14 protein-coding genes are annotated in these 16,906 nt (G+C 64.6%); 8 read left to right on the forward strand and 6 right to left on the reverse strand.

Annotation, left to right across the window (positions count from 1 at the left end):
• Positions 1-213: 213 nt before the first annotated feature.
• The gene (locus AC56KL_RS00005; protein WP_497178110.1) at positions 214-1,062 is read left to right on the forward strand and encodes a hypothetical protein; all 849 of its coding nucleotides are present in this window, start codon (positions 214-216) and stop codon (positions 1,060-1,062) included.
• 148 nt (positions 1,063-1,210) lie between these two features.
• Here AC56KL_RS00005 and AC56KL_RS00010 read toward each other — a convergent pair whose 3' ends face one another.
• Together AC56KL_RS00010 and AC56KL_RS00015 are read right to left on the reverse strand one after the other, a co-directional pair.
• Positions 1,211-2,494 (reverse strand): hypothetical protein, encoded by a 1,284-nt coding sequence (locus tag AC56KL_RS00010; protein WP_497178111.1) that lies wholly within the window; start codon positions 2,492-2,494, stop codon positions 1,211-1,213.
• 459 nt (positions 2,495-2,953) lie between these two features.
• Entirely contained in the window at positions 2,954-3,871 is a 918-nt protein-coding gene (locus tag AC56KL_RS00015) for a LysR family transcriptional regulator (RefSeq protein WP_497178112.1), read from the reverse strand.
• Positions 3,872-4,064: 193 nt separating this feature from the next.
• On the opposite strand from AC56KL_RS00015, the gene AC56KL_RS00020 reads away from it, so the two are divergent.
• The gene (locus AC56KL_RS00020) at positions 4,065-5,165 is read left to right on the forward strand and encodes an alkene reductase (RefSeq protein WP_497178113.1); all 1,101 of its coding nucleotides are present in this window, start codon (positions 4,065-4,067) and stop codon (positions 5,163-5,165) included.
• A gap of 186 nt (positions 5,166-5,351) precedes the next feature.
• Here the strand turns inward: AC56KL_RS00020 and AC56KL_RS00025 are convergent, their stop codons facing one another.
• Positions 5,352-6,053, reverse strand: a complete 702-nt coding sequence (locus AC56KL_RS00025) for a hypothetical protein (RefSeq protein WP_497178114.1) — start codon at positions 6,051-6,053, stop codon at positions 5,352-5,354.
• 701 nt (positions 6,054-6,754) lie between these two features.
• On the opposite strand from AC56KL_RS00025, the gene AC56KL_RS00030 reads away from it, so the two are divergent.
• Positions 6,755-8,176: an APC family permease gene (locus tag AC56KL_RS00030; RefSeq protein ID WP_497178115.1), complete on the forward strand. Its 1,422-nt coding sequence runs from the start codon at positions 6,755-6,757 to the stop codon at positions 8,174-8,176.
• Positions 8,177-8,196: 20 nt separating this feature from the next.
• Positions 8,197-8,802, forward strand: a complete 606-nt coding sequence (locus AC56KL_RS00035) for an SAM-dependent methyltransferase (protein ID WP_497178116.1) — start codon at positions 8,197-8,199, stop codon at positions 8,800-8,802.
• A gap of 19 nt (positions 8,803-8,821) precedes the next feature.
• Here the strand turns inward: AC56KL_RS00035 and AC56KL_RS00040 are convergent, their stop codons facing one another.
• Positions 8,822-9,982 carry an MBL fold metallo-hydrolase gene (locus AC56KL_RS00040; protein WP_497178117.1) on the reverse strand — a complete coding sequence of 387 codons (1,161 nt, stop codon included), beginning with the start codon at positions 9,980-9,982 and terminating at the stop codon, positions 8,822-8,824.
• A gap of 480 nt (positions 9,983-10,462) precedes the next feature.
• Here AC56KL_RS00040 and zwf point away from each other — a divergent pair, with 480 nt between their 5' ends.
• A complete protein-coding gene (gene zwf, locus AC56KL_RS00045; RefSeq protein WP_497178118.1) occupies positions 10,463-11,929 on the forward strand; it encodes a glucose-6-phosphate dehydrogenase in 1,467 nt (488 codons plus the stop codon).
• Here the strand turns inward: zwf and AC56KL_RS00050 are convergent.
• Complete coding sequence (locus AC56KL_RS00050; RefSeq protein ID WP_497178119.1) at positions 11,854-12,300, reverse strand: DUF2784 domain-containing protein; 447 nt, start codon at positions 12,298-12,300, stop codon at positions 11,854-11,856. The two genes, zwf and AC56KL_RS00050, sit on opposite strands and share 76 nt — an antisense overlap.
• A gap of 139 nt (positions 12,301-12,439) precedes the next feature.
• Between AC56KL_RS00050 and AC56KL_RS00055 the strand changes: the two genes are divergently transcribed.
• Positions 12,440-13,576, forward strand: a complete 1,137-nt coding sequence (locus tag AC56KL_RS00055) for an alpha/beta fold hydrolase (protein ID WP_497178120.1) — start codon at positions 12,440-12,442, stop codon at positions 13,574-13,576.
• A 141-nt stretch (positions 13,577-13,717) separates the two neighbouring features.
• Positions 13,718-14,410, forward strand: coding sequence for a trimeric intracellular cation channel family protein (locus tag AC56KL_RS00060; protein WP_497178121.1), 693 nt, complete (start codon positions 13,718-13,720; stop codon positions 14,408-14,410).
• 5 nt (positions 14,411-14,415) lie between these two features.
• On the opposite strand, the gene AC56KL_RS00065 is transcribed toward AC56KL_RS00060, so the two are convergent.
• Positions 14,416-15,732: an MFS transporter gene (locus AC56KL_RS00065; protein WP_497178122.1), complete on the reverse strand. Its 1,317-nt coding sequence runs from the start codon at positions 15,730-15,732 to the stop codon at positions 14,416-14,418.
• A gap of 181 nt (positions 15,733-15,913) precedes the next feature.
• On the opposite strand from AC56KL_RS00065, the gene AC56KL_RS00070 reads away from it, so the two are divergent.
• Positions 15,914-16,882, forward strand: coding sequence for an IS1595 family transposase (locus tag AC56KL_RS00070; RefSeq protein ID WP_497178123.1), 969 nt, complete (start codon positions 15,914-15,916; stop codon positions 16,880-16,882).
• The last annotated feature ends 24 nt before the right edge of the window (positions 16,883-16,906 follow it).

The raw sequence follows: 16,906 nt of genomic DNA on the forward strand, positions 1-16,906 counted from the left end.
ATTCTGCGCTCGGCTACAAATCGCCGCGCATGTTTAGGAAAGAGCGACGCCGTCAGGCTCTGGAAACTGACGCTAAATAGGCATCGGGCTGTGTCTGGGAAAAGCGGGGCAAGATCAATGGATGGCATCAGGACCACGCCAAGTGACACGCCTCCATTGCCCCTTGGAAACTATAACGGTAGAATCCTTACGACTGACATTTACTGAAACTATATGAGCGATATCGCCCCACTTCCCCAACCAACTATTCCTTACGAGGCGATGCTTGTTGCTTCTCAGGCTCGCACTGAGAGGGGCGAATTTGATGCTTCCTCCCTTACTACTTTCCCGGAAATAAAATTTTCCCAAGCTTTCCTTGGGATTGGCGGGCCAAAGAATGAGCCATCGAGCTGGAGCGTATTCGCACGCGTCTTCTCGAACGAGCTCGGTTGCCTAATTCAGCTCTACGTCGTTGTCGCCAACAGGCCAGAACAAGGACTGGTAGGCTACGACCGTGCTGTCCTTCCTGAAGGCGTTGGAATCCGCCTCGAGCACATTACGTCGAACGTCGACCGCTCCGGTGGAAGTGGGCAGTGGATCGAGGACCTTGCCGTCGATTTGAACAGCGAGTTGCTGTCCGCTTACTTGCACACTCCGTTGCGTCTCAAGATCGAGAACCGCCGCGAAGGAATTTCGTTTGTTGTAGAAGTCCCGCCTCATTACGTGGCCGCAGTGCTTTACGCGATGCGGCCGGACGATTTTGAGGTTGCAAGTGCTCCGCAAGCCGCAGTACAGCAAGCGCGGACAGCCCCTCTGCTTCCGGAACACGCTGCAGTCCTCGCCAACGCGAAAACCTCCGCCTGGATCGGTTTGGCAGCCGCGCTGCCCAGCATGCTCATCTGGGATCTTTCGATGGGCGCAGCAGTGGCAGTGTGCACGTTCCTGACTGCCTCCTATACCATTGACTTTCTCAAGCGTAAGGAGAAGGCGCAGCACGAGGATGCTGGGTCTACCCCCACCCATCTTGCTGTGCGAAGGCACCCGCTGCGCAGCCCCGTCGACAAGGATCGTCCCTTTAGTTAACTGCCAGGCACGCCACGCAATCAAAATGGAGGCGGAAATCTTTCACGTCCGCCCTCGCCCGCATCGTGCGATCGACCTTCGCGCATCCGCATTGCGGTAGACCGGCCCAGGAGCTTGCCAGACCAAGCTACCTGGGCCTCCATAACGACTAACGCAAGCCGCTGGCCAGGCGCGGCGAGGAGAGCAGCTCCTTGAACGCGGCCCAGCGCTGCGCGCGTGCGGTTTCCGGGTCCTTCGACGTGGCCTTGCGCTCGATATACGCATTCACCAGATCCGCTCCCAGGTTGTAGTTGATGACATAGCTGCGATTGGCGTCGTAGAACGAGATCCGCTGGGCGGCTTTCTCGGGCGGGTACAACTGCACGTTGACAAGCCACTCGATGGTTTTCGCCTTGTCCCACTTTCCTTCCAGGTAGTGCATGGCGGCGTCGTTGTCCGCGTAGCTGAGTTTGGCAGTCAGTTTGCGCAGCTGTGCGTATTGATCGGCCAGCGCAGGGTCGATGCCGGCGATCGGGTACAACACCGCTTTTTCGAAGGCTAGGCGCTCGGCGTCGCTGAACGCCATGTCGATGCCGTAGTTGGCGGTGCCTTCGGCGATCAGCGACATCGGCGAATACAGCGGATACACGCTGAACTCAAGCCAATTCTTGTCTTTCACGAGCGACTTTTCCAGCAGCGCGTTATACGCGTGGTGGCCGGGATACCCTTCGTGGCAGCCCAGGTCGACGGCGCGGTCCAGGTAGATCGGGAACTCGGTATTAATCTGAATCAGGCTCTGGGCATTGCCCTTGTACCAGTTGTAGCCGCTCCATGGTTTATTGGTGACGAATTCGAGCACGAAGCTCTCGTTGGCCGGCAAGCTGATGTACTTGGCGGAGCGCTCGCGGCAAGCCTTGATGGCAGCGTCGAACACGGGCTTGAGCCTGTCCTTCGGAATGACGAACTTGCTGCGATAGGCCATCAGCCGATCGCTCACCGTGCCGCTGCCGGGCAGCATCTTGTCGATCTGCTGCACGATGCGTTCGTAATAGGCCCGGTCGTGGTGCGGCGATACTGCGTCGTACAGGCGCTTGCTCTCCTCGTCGAACTTGAACTTTTTACCGCTTAACATGTCGACGCGGGTGAGCATGGACTGCAACTGCTTGCTCAGGAATTCGATGCGCAGGACTTCGTCGGCACCGGTCGCGCGCTGGCGGGCCAGTTCCTCGAGGGCCAGTTCGATCTCGGCGCGGATGGCCGTCAAAGCCTGGCGCTCCTTGCTCACTTGCTCTTGCAATTTGGGCGGGCCGTAATAGGCGTCCACGTAGGCGGGATCGTGCACGCCGATGGCGAGCACCAGCTTGGTGTAACGCTCCGCGACGTCCTGGACGGTGGCGGCAAAGGCGCTGCCGGCGAATGCAATGGCAGCGGCGGCAATCAGGAATTTTTTCATTGGCGGATCTGTCGGATTGATAACTCGAGGATTCCATTATCCATGGGAAGCAGTTCGACAGACGGTCTTGAGATGAAAATTTTGTAGCTGCGAGAATGCGCTCCAAAAGCTTCGTAGGGCACCGCAAAGGGGGATTCAGGATCGCTCGTGCATCCAGCGCGCGCCAAGGTAAATGCCGCCGGTCATCTCAAGGCCGACGCTGCAAGTCGTCACGGCAGGTGTGGAGCGCTTCTTCTGCTGGTGTTGCCGAGAATAGGAGAACAGGATGGCCAGGACGGTAGCGCTTCCATATGCTCTCGGGCTTGCCGTGAACCGTACAATTCGGCTTACGGGTCCTGCTGATGAGTTTCTACACAGGCTGGACCTACAGCGGAACTACTTGTGATCGTGCAAGGATCAAGCGATATATGCGGAATTGCTGGCAGCTTTGGCTTGGCCAGTTGCCAAGCCACCTTATGGCTATTCATGAGGGTGTAAGCTGTTCTCAGCAGACGGGGGCCTGCCGTGCGCCAAGGCGTCTTTGAGAGCGCCCAGGAAGACCTGCAGTTTCGGAAGCACTTGTCGCCTGGTGGGATACACGGCCCAGACGGACAGATCCTGAGGTTTGACACCCGGCAAATCGATACGCACAAGTGCCCCCGACCGGACATCGTCCCATGCATCCCACCATGACAAACGGGCAATGCCCAAGCCAGCAGTGCACGCTGCCAGAAACCCGTCTACGCCACTCGAACTGAAGCGGCTAGAGGTGCGTACCGTATAGTCTTGTTCGCCGACATTAAACTTCCAATGCGTGGCGTCGGAAAACGTCAGGCATTCGTGTGCTTCCAAGTCCTGCAGCGATGCGGGCTTCCCTCGCGCAGCAAGGTAGGATGGCGACGCGTAGAGGTGTTTCGGATTATCGGCAAGATGGCGCGCAACCAAAGCTGAGTCCCGTAGCGGGGCGATCCGAATTGCGACATCGACGCCGGACGACACGATGTCCACTAGCGCGTCGCTCAGTCCGAGATCGATGCGCAAGCCTGGGTGGGCCTGAAGCAAATGGGGGACGAGTGGCATGATGACCTTGCGTCCCAGGGTAACCGGCGCGCTCACGCGAAGCAGCCCCGACGCGCCAGACCCTGACGGATTGAGGGCGGCACGCGCGGCCTCATGCGTTTCCAGGATTTCGAGCGCGAATGGCAGGAAGGCTTCCCCCTCGCTCGTCAGGGAGATCGCGCGCGTAGAACGGTGAATTAGCCGGATACCTATCTCATGCTCCAGCGCGGCGATTCGCCGGGTCACCGCCATCGGGGTCAGCTTGAGCCTGCGTGCAGCTCCAGACAAGCTGCGCTCAGAGACGGCAGCGACAAAAACTTCCAGGTTGATAGTATCCATCGTTATAACGCTAATCGTTAGAAAGAATCTCGCATCCCTCGCCTAGTAACGGTAACTGTTACTCGCTACAGTATCTCATACGCCCAGCACTCGTCCCTTGTCTAGTGATGTTTGATGCTCAGCGCCTTTCCTGCGTTGCCAATGGCAGCGCGAATCCGTCACTTTCATACTGTCCTTCAATCAAGGAGCTCTTATGAACACACAAGTTCAAGTGTCCAAACTCTTTTCTCCCGCCACGCTAGGTTCCGTTTCTACCTCGAATCGATTCGTAATGGCGCCGATGACGCGCACCCGAGCCGGTTCGGACGGTGTGCCGAAAGACATGCACGCCGTCTACTATGCACAGCGCGCAAGCGCAGGACTTATCATCAGCGAAGGCGTCAACATCTCCGCGCAAGGTCGGGGCTACGCCGGCACTCCAGGTATCTGGACCGAGGAGCAAGTCGCAGGCTGGGCCAAGGTAACAAGCGCAGTGCACGAAGCAGGTGGAAAGATCTTCCTGCAGTTATGGCACGTCGGCCGCCTCTCCCATGTCGATTTGCAGCCGGATGGCGCTGCGCCGGTTGCTCCGTCTGCTATCCGCGCAGGCGGCATGGTGTTCACCCAGTCCGGCTCCGTCGAGCCCTCCATGCCTAGGGAACTGCGTACTGACGAGGTTCCGGGCATCGTTCAACAATACCGCGAGGCTGCCGAAAAAGCCCGGCGTGCAGGCTTCGATGGCGTCGAAATTCACGCAGCAAATGGTTATCTTCTAGATCAGTTCCTACGCGACTCGACGAACAAGCGCACGGATATCTATGGAGGGTCTGTGGCTAATCGCGCGCGCCTTACTTTGGAAGTGACCCAAGCTGTGGTGGATGTGTGGGGCGGCGGTCGTGTAGGCATCCGTCTGTCCCCGGTTTCGATGCAGCTTGGCGAGACGCCACTGGACAGCAATGTGATGGGCACCTACGGCCATTTAATCGAGGAGCTTAACCGTTTTCAGCTTGCCTACCTCCACTTCGTGGAAGGGGTCACCGGTGGCGCGCGCGACTATCCAAAAGGTATCGATCTAGACATATTGCGCACTAGATTCAAGGGCGCGTTCATCGGGAACAACGGCTACGATCTGGCACTCGCGGAACGGCGTGTGAACCAGTCAGTTGTCGACTTCGTCGCCTTTGGGCGTCCCTTCATTTCCAACCCGGATTTGGTGGCACGCCTGCGTGACGGAGTCGCGCTGACCCAACCTGAACCTGCCAGCTTCTACGGCAGTACTCAACGCGGTCTGATCGACTGGCCTACCGCTTCCTAGTCTCTGTTTCCGACTGTCGAGCCAGCCAACCGTTAAGCTTGCTCTCGTTGCTACGCTTGCGTTGGACGGAGGCCTCGCTCGACAGGATGCCAGCGCTTGATCGTCGACCTGGCGTAGCACAATCAAGAGCTGGCGCCGCGCGCTCAGAATGCAACTGAACGGCACCGCGCCACCGCACTTTTCTGCTCATGCCGCCTTGCGGCCAGCCGGCACGCGTCCGAACCGCCGCCGCAGTCCCAGCGTCAGCGCGCCGACGGCCAACATCACGAACGGCGCGGGCTCCGGCACGACGCTCACCTGTACGGCCATGCGGGACATCGTGCTGTCCAGCAGGCCCGCGGGACCGTCTGGTGCGTCCGGACCGACCGGGTAGGCGCCGACCTCGAGATACCCGAAGACCACGTCGACCGGGTCCAGCTGGCGCGGCTCCAGCGCTCCCCAATATGTGCTGGGAAGCTTCAGGATGCCCACCTGGGTGAATTCGTACGACCATTGCGAGCCCGCCGGCAGGAACTCGACCACGTGTTCGTATGAGTCATTGCCGTCGCTCGGTGCTCGCCGCACGGCGCTGAAGCCGCTGCCGCTGGCGTAATAGCGCATGTCGCCCAGTCGAAATTCCACTGCAATCGCGCTGACGTAGTCGAAGTCGTACTCGTTCGGTGTGCTGAACCTGCCCGGATCGTACGTGGACGTGAGCGTCAACTCGTAGGGGAGCTCCTGCAGCCCGTACGCCCTGTCCATGCCGAGCGCTTGGAGCAGTCCGGGAAATGCCCGGACCGTGCCGGTCGACTGCGTGGTGATGGTGACGGGCTCTGCCAGCGCAACGACTGGCGTTGCGCAAAGCAACAGGCAGCAAAGCTTGTAGCAAGGTTTGGCAAGGTGAGACATTGTCTGATCCTTGAAGTGAGGCCGCATGCGCGGCATGACGTGGCCTGCCGACAGGAGGCCAAACTGTAGAACGCCGTGATGCAGGTGCCGGCGTGGTGCAAGCTCGGGTCCCCCATGCAAAGATTGGCGACCATCTGCGCGCCGTGCTCGATGCCGCATGGTCGCGCAGGCGGCGGACCCGGCGATCGAAGACGGGCCTCAACGGCCATTGGTCAGGACGCTGGCGCCCGGCTGGCGTCGCTTCCAGCCTCAAGGAACAGCATACCCTTGGATTCGCGAAAGCGATACCTGTCGAACGGGGAGCGAGCGTCAGCGGCGCGGCGAAGGCAGGGGTCGAGGAGACGCGACGGATACTCACGATGCCGCCGTCAACGGTGTGAAAAAAGCCTGGGTCACCTTGGGCATAAAACCTCCTGCTTCCGAAGTGCAGGGGATCAGTATTTGGCTGAACCGGACCCGGCGGCGCACAATAGCCTGCCAGCGTTGCTGGCGCGCGACTCAGCAATCTACCTTGGCGCAGCAGAGCGCCGCCCACTGGCTCGAACACGCCGCCTGTCAGGCGCGCGCCACGCTGCAACACGCTTGCCTATAATCGGTCGCCGCAGGCCCCTGCGCCCTGGAAGAACGGTCCTGCGCACGATGCTTCACCGACCCGGCGACCCTTGCCGGCAGAGTTCCCACCTTCGCATTGATCGGCACCCATGGACCGTACCGATGAGGAACTGTTTGCGTCGACCGACGACGGCACTACGCCGCGCCGGCTGCTCGGCCTGCGCCAGGCCGTCGCCCTGATCGTCGGCGTCGTCATCGGCGCCGGCATCTTCAAGTCGCCCTCCATCGTCGCCGGCCTCAGCGGAAGCGCCGAGTGGATGTTCGCCATGTGGATCCTGGGCGGGCTCATTTCGCTGGTCGGCGCCCTGTGCTACTCGGAACTCACCACCGCCTATCCCCATCCCGGCGGCGACTACCACTTCCTGCACCGCGCCTACGGCCGCTCCACCGCCTTCCTGTTCGGCTGGGCCCGCTTTGCCGTGATCACGACCGGCTCGATCGCCCTGCTCGCCTTCGTGTTCGGCGACTACATGCAGCAGGCCGTGCCGCTCACGATGCTGCCGGACGGCTGGGGCGCCATTGCCTACGCCGCGGCCGTCATCGTGGTCCTGTCCGTCGTCAACCTGCAGGGCCTGCGCGCCGGCGCCGGCGCCCAGATGTGGCTGACGCTCGCCGAGATCGCCGGCCTGTTGCTGCTCGCTGTAGCCGCCGCGTTCTTTACTGACGGTAGCGCCCCTGGCCCTCAATCCGCCTCGGCCGTGTCTGCGGCGGCCCCGCTGTCCTTCGGGATGGCGATGGTGTTCGTGCTGCTCACCTATGGCGGCTGGAACGAGGCCGCGTACATCAGCGCCGAGATGCGCGGCGGCCCGGCCAGCATGGTGCGCGCGCTGACACTGTCGATCCTCATCATCACCGTCCTGTACCTGATGGTCACCTGGGCCTGCCTGCAGGTGCTCGGGCTGCAGGGCATGGCCAGGTCCGAGGCGCTGGCAGCCGATGTGATGGGGCAGGCTTTTGGCCCCGCCGGGGAGAAAGTGATTTCCATCCTGGTGGCGATCGCGGCCCTCACTTCGATCAACGCCACCATGATCGTCGGCGCCCGTACCGGATTCGCGATGGGACGCGACTGGCGCCTGCTCAGCCGGCTGGGCCAGTGGAACGGCGAGAACAGCACCCCGGCCGTGGCCATGTCGGTGCAGTGCGTCGCGGCCCTGCTGCTGGTGGGCGTGGGGGCGGCCTTCGGTGGCGGCTTCAAGGCCATGGTCGAGTTCACGGCGCCGGTGTTCTGGCTGTTCTTCCTGCTCAGTGGCATATCGCTGTTCGTGCTGCGCCGGCGCGAACCCGCACTGCCGCGCCCGTTCCGGGTGCCGCTGTATCCGCTGCTGCCGCTACTGTTCTGCGCCAGCTGCGCCTACATGCTCTGGTCGAGCCTGTCCTACGTCTACAGCCAGTCGCTCGGCGGGCTGAACGCGGCCTGGATCGGCGTGGCCGTCCTCGCCAGCGGATTGCTGCTGCTGTTCTTTCTCGACCGAAACGACGGCGACGCGGCGCCGACAAGAACCGTCCCCTAAACCCACCTGAAGGAGCGCACATGACTTTCGATGCAGTTTGCGACTATCGCCGCCGTACATTGATGCTGTCCGCCGCCGCCACCGCAGGCCTGGGCCTGCTGCCCGTCCGGCAGGCGCTGGCCCAGGACCTGGCCGAACCGTCCCGCCTGGACGTGCCCTACGTGCCGACGCCGCAGGAAGTGGTCGACCGCATGCTTGAGATGGGCAAGGTCGGCAAGAACGACGTGCTGTACGACCTGGGCTGCGGCGACGGACGGATCGTGGTCACGGCCGCCAGGGCGCGCGGCGCGCGCGGCACCGGCATCGACCTGAACCCGGTGCGCATTGCCGAGGCCAAGGCAAATGCGAAACAGGCCGGCGTGGCGGACCGCGTCAACTTCATGGTCGGCGACCTGTTCCAGGCCGACGTGTCGCCCGCCACCGTGGTCACCCTCTACCTGCTGCCCTCGGTGAACGTGAAGCTGCGGCCGCGCCTGTGGCAGCAGCTGAAGGTGGGCACCCGCGTCGTGTCGCACGCCTTCGACATGGGGCCGGACTGGCCGGCCGAGAGGAAGGACGAGGTGGACGGCCGCACCATCTACTACTGGACCATCACCCAGGCCAACAAGCGCGCCGTCAAGGCTTGACCGGGCCGTGCCTGCAGGCTCAGGGAGCGGACGCGGCGGCGGCCGGCGCGGCCGCGCCAGTCTGCACGCCCTGCCCCGCCGGGCGCGGCGGCACGCGGTAGGTCTCGCCGATACGCAGCACGCCGAAGGCGCCGTCGGCCACGCCCTGGGCGCGGCGCGCAATGGCCAGGTCGCGCGGCGCCTGGTCGATGCGTTCCTGTCCCATCGGGAAGGTGCCCCAATGCATGCCGATACTGCGCCGCACCCGCAGTTCGCGGTGGATGCGCACGGCCTCGTCCGGGCTGACGTGGGAGTTGCGGTACCACACCGGCTGGTAGGCGCCGATGCCGATCGCCGCCAGGTCGAAGCCGTCCGGGAAGCGCGCGGCGATGTCGCCGATGTCCTTCGAATACCCCAGGTCGCCCGAGAAGAAGAAGGAGAAGCCGGGACGGGTCACGGCCCAGCCGCCCCACAGGGTCTGGTTGCGGTCGTACAGGCCGCGTGCTGACCAGTGGTGCACCGGCAGCAGCTGCAGTTCCAGGCCGCGCAGGCTCGCCTTGTCCCACCAGTCGAGCCGGACGATATGGGTACGGTCGCCGCCTGTCACGTGCTGCGCCAGCCACAGGTCGATGCCGAGCGGCGCGTACAGCTTCGGCGGCCCGCCTTTCTGGCGGTACAAGGCGCGCAGCGAATCCAGCGACAGGTGGTCGTAATGCGAATGGCTGATCAGGATCGCATCCACATGCGGCAGCTCGGCCAGGGCGATACCGGGGGCTTGCTGCCGCTTCGGGCCGGCAAAGGAGACGGGCGAGGCGCGCTCGTCGAAGATCGGGTCGGTGAGGATGTTCACGCCATTCCCCGTCTGCAGCAGGAAGCTGGCGTGGCCGATCCAGGTCAGCGCCGGCTCGGTGCGGTTCTGGTGAAGCCAGGCGAGATCCGGCTTGACCGTCTCTACCGGCGCCAGCGGGGCCCGCTCGGAACCGTCCGAGGTCCAGTTCCTGAAGCGCCCGGCCCAGCCTTCGAAGAAGCCGACCTGCGGCCGCTGGTAGGCCGGATTGTTCGGGTAATTGTTGGCGAAGCCTTCCGGCCGGTGATGGCGCTTGGCGGCGTCATAGTAGGGATTGACGTTCGCGCATCCTGCTGCAAGCAGGGTGGCGGCCAGGGTGCTTGCGAGGACAGCGGCGCGGACGGAACGAGGCATGCGGAAGAGTGATAGACGAAAGCGGCCAGTATAAGGCATCGCCTTACGTGTCCGATACATCACCGGGCTCGCCCAATGTCATGCAAACGAAATTTGCAGCGAGCGCATACAATGCAAATTTTATTTGCATTACCGCCCACTTAAGCAAATTTGGCTCTGAAACGGTCCAGGTGCCGTACTACACGCCGGCGCACTTTGTCATTTCCTTATTATTGCCCAGGATGTAAGCTACGGGGCCCAGCGCAAGCGCTGGCCCATGCCCGCGGCGCACATCCGCGCCCGGGCGCTCCCGTCCGGCCACAAGCCGGGACGTCTCGTGCGCATCCGCTGTCATTCTGCTACCGTATCGGAGCACTGGCGGCGGAGCAGCCCGGCCCGGTATCGTGCGGCGAGCGCCGCCGGCCACGGCGCGAGGAGGAGCATTCCGTGCCGGTGCAGACAACGTCTTTTTCAACCTGTTTGGCTACTAATGGCTTTTCTATGACTTCTTCGACAGACACTGACACCGGTCTTCCGCTCGACATGATCATCTTCGGCGGCATGGGCGACCTGGCGATGCGCAAGCTGCTCCCTGCGCTCTACATGGCTTTCCTGCATGGGAACCTGCCGGCGCCGACCCGCATCATTTCGACCGGCCGCCAGGAACTCGATCGGGAAGCCTATCTTGCCCACGTCGAAGAACATTCGCGCTCCTTCATCGCGAGCAACAACTTCAACGAAAAGACCTGGGACGGCTTCCTGCAACTGCTCGAATACGTGCGGCTCGACGTCCAGCAGGCGCCCGACTTCGGCCCGCTGGCCCGCGCCGCCCATCCGGGCGCGCAGCGCGTGTTCTACCTGTCGACCGCGCCGGCCCTGTTCACCACCATCTGCGAAAAGCTGGCCGCAGCCGGCCTGGTCGACGCCAAGGCGCGCGTGGTGCTCGAGAAACCGCTGGGCCAGGACCTGGCTTCCGCCATTGAGATCAACGAAGCCGTCGGCAAGCACTTCGCCGAGTCGCAGATCTACCGCATCGACCACTACCTGGGCAAGGAGACGGTGCAGAACCTGATGGTGCTGCGCTTCGGGAACTCGATCCTGGAGCCGCTGTGGCGCGCGCCGAACATCTCGAGCGTGCAGATCACGGTTGCCGAAGAAGTGGGCGTGGGCAGCCGCGCCGGCTTCTACGACGGCACCGGCGCCATGCGCGACATGGTGCAGAACCACCTGCTGCAGCTGCTGTGCATCGTCGCCATGGAACCGCCCACCTCGCTGTCGCCGGACGCCGTGCGCGACGAGAAGCTCAAGGTGCTCCGCTCGCTGCGCCGCTTTGGATTGGCCGACATTGCGCGCGACACGGTGCGCGGGCAATACGTCCGCGGGGTCAGCGGCAACCAGGAAGTGAACGGCTACCTCGAAGAAAAGAATGTCCCGCAGGACAGCAAGACGGAAACCTTCGTCGCCCTGCGCGCGCACATCGACACCTGGCGCTGGTCGAAGGTGCCCTTCTTCCTGCGCACCGGCAAGCGCATGGCGCGCCGCTCGTCCAAGATCGTGGTCGAGTTCGCCAACCCGCCGTTCCCGCTATTCCCCGATATGCCGGGCGGCGTCGCCAACCGCCTCGTCATCGAGCTGCAGCCGGAAGAAGCGATCAAGCTGCAGATCATGGCCAAGCAGCCCGGCAGCGGCATGCAGATGCAGCAGGTGGCGCTCAACCTCGACCTGCAGTCGGCCTTCCAGCAGCGCCGCGCCGAAGCCTACGAGCGCCTCCTGATCGACGTCGTGCGCGGCCGCCTGACCCACTTCATGCGCCGCGACGAACTGGAAGCGGCCTGGGAATGGGCCGATCCGATCATCGAAGGCTGGTCCACGCTGGGCGAGAAGCCGCACCCCTACGCGGCGGGCTCCTGGGGTCCGGCGGAATCCTTCGCGCTGCTGGCGCGCGACGGCTTCGCCTGGGTCGAGTAAGCGCCTGGCCCCGTGCGGCGGCGTCGCAGGATCCATGCGTACAGCACGCCGTTGATGACGAGCACGCCTGCTGCCAGTCCCAGCTGCAGGCTGCGCGTCATCTCGCCCGGGTAGACCAGCGGCAGCAGGTAGTGGTCGATAAAGCCGCCGGCGTAGCCTGCCTCGCCGGCCAGGAGGCGCATGTGGTTCTCGGCATGCGTCAGCGGGCACACGCCGCCCAGCACCTCGATGCCGAAGCCCCAAGCGACAGCAAGCAGGTGCAGCGGCAACAATCGGGCCCGGCGCAGCACCAGCAGCGCGCCGAACACGACGAACAGGATGAAGCCGAAGTGCACCAGCAGCACCGCGTCGGCCAGGAAACGATACGCCACGCTTGTACGATCTTCCGGGAAACGATTGGGATCCCTAGTTTAATACGCCGCAAACGACGAAGGCGTGTGGGGCGCGCACGATTGAAGCCGGGGCCAGTGCGGCGTAGAGTAGCGGTCTCCGAACCCGACGAGACCGCCCATGCATGCCCCGAACCCTTCCTCCCTGTTTTCCCTGCCCCCGCCGTTTGCGACGCCCGTGCTCGCCGCCCTCGGCGTCACCGCCCTGAAGAACATGGACCGCAGCCGCCAGGCGCGTGGCAAGCTGCTCGAACGGGCCGGCTACGGGCCGCAGGAAACCCCGTTCACCGTCCTCCATCGCGAACCCGGCCTGAACCTGCGCCGCTTCCGCGACGACGGCGCCGGCCCGGCGGAGCCCGATCGCCCCGCCGTGCTGCTGGTGCCGGCGCCGATCAAGCGCTCCTACATCTGGGACCTGGCCCCGGACGTCAGCGTGGTGCGGCGCTGGATGGCCCGAGGATACCGCGTCTACCTGGCCGAATGGACGCCGGTGCTCGAAGACGACGCGGACTTCGGCCTGGACGACTACGGCGACCGGCTGCTGGAAGCCTGCCGGCAGGCCATCGAGCGCGACAGCGGCAGGCCGACCCTGACGCTGGCCGGGCACTCGCTCGGCGGCATCCTGGCAGCGATCTACAGTTGCCTGCACCCCGACAAGGTGGACGCCACCATCCTGCTGGAGTCGCCGCTGCACTTCGAGCATCGTTCCTGCTGCTTCCGCCCGCTCATCGATGCGTCGCCGCACGCGCGTCAGATCGCCGACCACTTCGGCCAGGTGCCCGGCGTCTTCCTCAACATGGTGAGCGCGCTGGCCGAACCGCAAGCCTTCGGGTGGGAACGCATGGCCGACCGCTGGCTGTCTCTCGGCAACCCGCAGGCCATGGCCACCCACATGCGCGTGGAACGCTGGACCCACGACGAGTTCCCCCTGCCAGGCCGCCTGTTCACCGAACTGGTCGAAGACCTGTACCACAATGACGCGTTCATGCAGGGCGGGCTGGAGGTCGGCGGTCGCCGCATCGGCCCGCAGGACCTGCGCGCGCCCCTCGTCAGCGTGATCGACCCGCGCAGCAAGCTGATCCCCGAAGCCGCGCTGGCGCCCTTCCACGAGGCCGCCGCGAGCGAGCACAAGTGCCTGCTGCATTACACGGGCGACGTGGGCGTGAACTTGCAGCACGTGGGGGTCCTGGTCGGCAACAGCGCGCACGCGCGCATCTGGCCGGCGATTTTCGACTGGCTGGACGACCGGCGCAGCTGACGCGGCAGCGGCTGGCAAAGAGCGACAGACGAGGGCAGACACGCCAGGCGCGTGCGGCGAACTGGAGGGCGCACGGCAGGATCCCGGCAGGTAAGCTACCATGCCGGGCATTCTTCCGCCCCCTCTATTTTCAGGACACACGTGTTTGACGTACTCGCTCTCGACATGGGAGCCGCCATGAAAACCCTGGTGCTGACGCTCGACCTGATCGGCACCTTCGTGTTCGCCCTCAGCGGCGCCATCGCCGGCGCCCGCCGCCGCCTCGACATCTTCGGGGTGCTGGTGCTCTCCTTCGTCGCCGCCAACTCCGGCGGCATCGTGCGCGACCTCCTGATCGGCGCCACGCCTCCCGCCGCGATCAGCGACTGGCGCTATCTGGCCGTGTCGCTGCTGGCCGGCATCGTCATCTTCTTCTGGTATCCCGTGATCAATCGCCTGCGCAATGCCGTGCTGCTGTTCGACGGCGGCGGCCTGGCGCTGTTCTGCGTGGCCGGCACCCAGAAAGCGCTGGTATTCGGCCTGGACCCGGTGATGGCGGCCCTGCTCGGCATGCTCACCGGCATCGGCGGCGGTATCGCGCGCGACGTGCTGCTGAACGACGTGCCGGCCGTGTTCCGCTCCGACATCTACGCCGTGGCCGCCCTGGCCGGCGCCGGCGTCGTCGTGCTGGGCGACGCCCTGCAGCTGCCTACCACCGCCACCGCCTGCGCCGGCGCGGCCCTGTGCTTCGGCCTGCGCCTGGCCGCGATCCGCTTCGGCTGGCACCTGCCGACCGCGCGCACGCCGGATGCGGCGGAAGAGGAAAAGGATCCGGCGCGCCGCGAGTACCGCTGAGCGGCTTATTCGAGCGCGCGCTGGCGCGACTCCACGTCGACACACAGGATTGCGATCGCACCGATTACGAGGAATCCCGCCAGCATCGCCAGCGCGAGCGTGAAATGGGTCGCCATCACGGGCGCCACGATGCTCGGGGCGAACAGGCCGCCGAAACGCGCCACCGCGCCGGCCGTGCCCATGCCGCTGGCGCGCAGCTCGGTCGGGTAGACCTCCGGCGTGAAGGCATACAGCGCGCCCCAGGTGCCCAGCAGCGCAAAGCTCATCAGGAGGGTGGAGCCGACCACCACCGGGGTGGTGCTGCCCAGGCTGTAAGCCATGCAGCCGGCGGCGCTCAGCAGCAGGAAACCGACCAGTGTCGGCTTGCGCCCCCAGCGCTCCACGCCATAGGCCGACAGCGCGAAGCCGGGCAGTTGCACCAGCGCCAGCAGGATCAGGAATTCCTGGCCGCGCATGAAGCCGAAACCTTCCGCGCTCAGGCGCACCGGCAGGTAAACGAACACGCCGTAGTAGGCGATCGAGATCAGGGCCCAGGCCACGAACAGGGCCAGGCTGCGGCGCAGCAAGGGCCCGGCGAACAGCGCCGAGAGCGAGCGGGTCACCGGATGCTCCGGCGCCAGCCGCGGAATTGCCGCGCCCCGGCCATTGACCCGCGCCACCTGTTCCAGCACGGCCTGGGCCGCCTCCGTCTGGCCGTTGCGGTTCAGGTACATGGGCGACTCCGGCACGTACAGGCGCAGCACCACGCCGATCAGCGCAGGCAGCCCGGTCACGAAGAAGATCATGCGCCAGGCGTCGTCGCCCTGCTCGACCGCCACCAGGGCCAGCACGGCCAGCGCGATGGTGCCGACCGCCCAGAACGACTCGAGCATCACCAGCCAGCGTCCGCGCCGGTCGCTGGGCAGGAATTCCGCCATCATCGTGTAGTCCACCGGCAGGGTACCGCCCACGCCGACTCCGGTGAGGAAGCGCAGCAGCAACAGCCAGGTGAAATCCGGCGCAAAGGCCGAGGCCACGCCGAAGCAGGCATCCAGCACCACGGCCGCCATCAGTACCGGACGCCGTCCGATCCGGTCCGCCAGGCGGCCGAAGCCGAAGGCGCCGACCAGCATCCCCACGAAAAAGACGGTGCCGGTCTCGAGCGCCTGAGGCAGGCCGATGCCGAAGGTCTTTGCGATCGAGGGCGCGCTGAAGCCGATCGACAGCACCTGCATGGCGTCCGCCGCCCAGACCAGGCCGAAGATGGCGAACAGGCGGTACTGGAAGCGGCCGACGCCGGCTGCCTGGATGCCCTGCTCGACTGTTGCGGTCCCGCTCCCCATCATCCTTCCTCCGCCATGCACTCTGTGGTGACGCGAGTGTGCATCAAAGCCGGGAACCGGACGGTGCAATGGGAAACAGACCGGCGAAAAAATAGGCTCTGTCAACCTTATGTATGGATGAGAGAGGAACTGCTGAGCTGAATCGCTGTCGAACACCGGTCACGACAGACGGGGAACGAGCATGCGATCGCCTCAGTTCACAAAGTGGTTTGCCAAACTCCCTGCGCTGAATGTCCCCCAGCGCCTCAAGACACTCGCGGCCCTGCAACCGGCCGCCGGGCTCGAGCAGGTGATCTCGCTCATCATCGAGATCGGCGCCACCGCCCGGCGCTGCCCGGGTTGCGCCTGTGATCGATACCACCGGCATGGCCAGGCCAACGGCCTGCAGCGCTACCGCTGCCGCGCCTGCGGCCGCACGTTCAACGACCTGAGCGGTACACCGCTGGCGCGGCTGCGGTTGCGCGATAAATGGCTGGATTACCTGGGCGCCATGCTCGAATCGAAGTCGGTGCGGGCAAGCGCCCGCCAGGTCGGGGTGCACCGCAACACCGCCTTTCGCTGGCGCCATCGCTTCCTGCAGCGGCCCCGGGACGACCAGCCCCGGCAGCTCAGCGGCATTGTCGAAGCCGATGAAATGTTCTTGCTGGAATCGCAAAAGGGCTCGCGCAAGCTGGACCGGCCGGCGCGCAAACGCGGCGGCAAGGCGGGCAGGCGAGGCATTTCACGCGAGCTCGACTGCATATTGGTGGCAAGAGACCGTAGCGGACAGACCGTCGACGCTGTAACGGGCTGCGGCGCGCTGACGGCGCCGCAACTGGAGCGTCACCTGCTACCCAGGCTGGATCGGCAAGTGCTCCTGGTAAGCGACGCGCATGCGGCGTACCGCAGCTTCGCCCGCAAGCACGGCATCGCGCACGAGGCCGTCAACCTGCGCGCCGGCGTGCGGGTGCGCCGGGGCGCTGCCGGCGCCATCCACGTGCAGAACGTGAATGGCTATCACCAGCGATTCCGGCAATGGTTGAGCCGGTTTCGTGGGGTGGCCTCGCGTTACCTGCCCAACTACCTGGGCTGGCGCCGCGCGCTCGATGGCGACCGGGTGAGTACCGCGCAGCAATTGCTGCGCATTGCGATCGGGGTCATCAACAGTTAGCGCTGACAGCGCCAAAAAAATACC

This window comes from Telluria sp. ZB4P34 (genome assembly GCF_059686055.1).

What these genes read in the sequence shown, in the direction of transcription:
- AC56KL_RS00055 (WP_497178120.1), top strand. Translation starts at nt 12,440, where the DNA reads ATGCATGCCCCGAACCCTTCCTCCCTGTTTTCCCTGCCCCCGCCGTTT.
- AC56KL_RS00005 (WP_497178110.1), top strand. Translation starts at nt 214, where the DNA reads ATGAGCGATATCGCCCCACTTCCCCAACCAACTATTCCTTACGAGGCG.
- AC56KL_RS00030 (WP_497178115.1), top strand. Translation starts at nt 6,755, where the DNA reads ATGGACCGTACCGATGAGGAACTGTTTGCGTCGACCGACGACGGCACT.
- AC56KL_RS00025 (WP_497178114.1), bottom strand. Translation starts at nt 6,053, where the DNA reads ATGTCTCACCTTGCCAAACCTTGCTACAAGCTTTGCTGCCTGTTGCTT.
- AC56KL_RS00040 (WP_497178117.1), bottom strand. Translation starts at nt 9,982, where the DNA reads ATGCCTCGTTCCGTCCGCGCCGCTGTCCTCGCAAGCACCCTGGCCGCC.
- AC56KL_RS00065 (WP_497178122.1), bottom strand. Translation starts at nt 15,732, where the DNA reads ATGGGGAGCGGGACCGCAACAGTCGAGCAGGGCATCCAGGCAGCCGGC.
- AC56KL_RS00035 (WP_497178116.1), top strand. Translation starts at nt 8,197, where the DNA reads ATGACTTTCGATGCAGTTTGCGACTATCGCCGCCGTACATTGATGCTG.
- AC56KL_RS00020 (WP_497178113.1), top strand. Translation starts at nt 4,065, where the DNA reads ATGAACACACAAGTTCAAGTGTCCAAACTCTTTTCTCCCGCCACGCTA.
- AC56KL_RS00070 (WP_497178123.1), top strand. Translation starts at nt 15,914, where the DNA reads ATGCGATCGCCTCAGTTCACAAAGTGGTTTGCCAAACTCCCTGCGCTG.
- AC56KL_RS00010 (WP_497178111.1), bottom strand. Translation starts at nt 2,494, where the DNA reads ATGAAAAAATTCCTGATTGCCGCCGCTGCCATTGCATTCGCCGGCAGC.
- zwf (WP_497178118.1), top strand. Translation starts at nt 10,463, where the DNA reads ATGACTTCTTCGACAGACACTGACACCGGTCTTCCGCTCGACATGATC.
- AC56KL_RS00015 (WP_497178112.1), bottom strand. Translation starts at nt 3,871, where the DNA reads ATGGATACTATCAACCTGGAAGTTTTTGTCGCTGCCGTCTCTGAGCGC.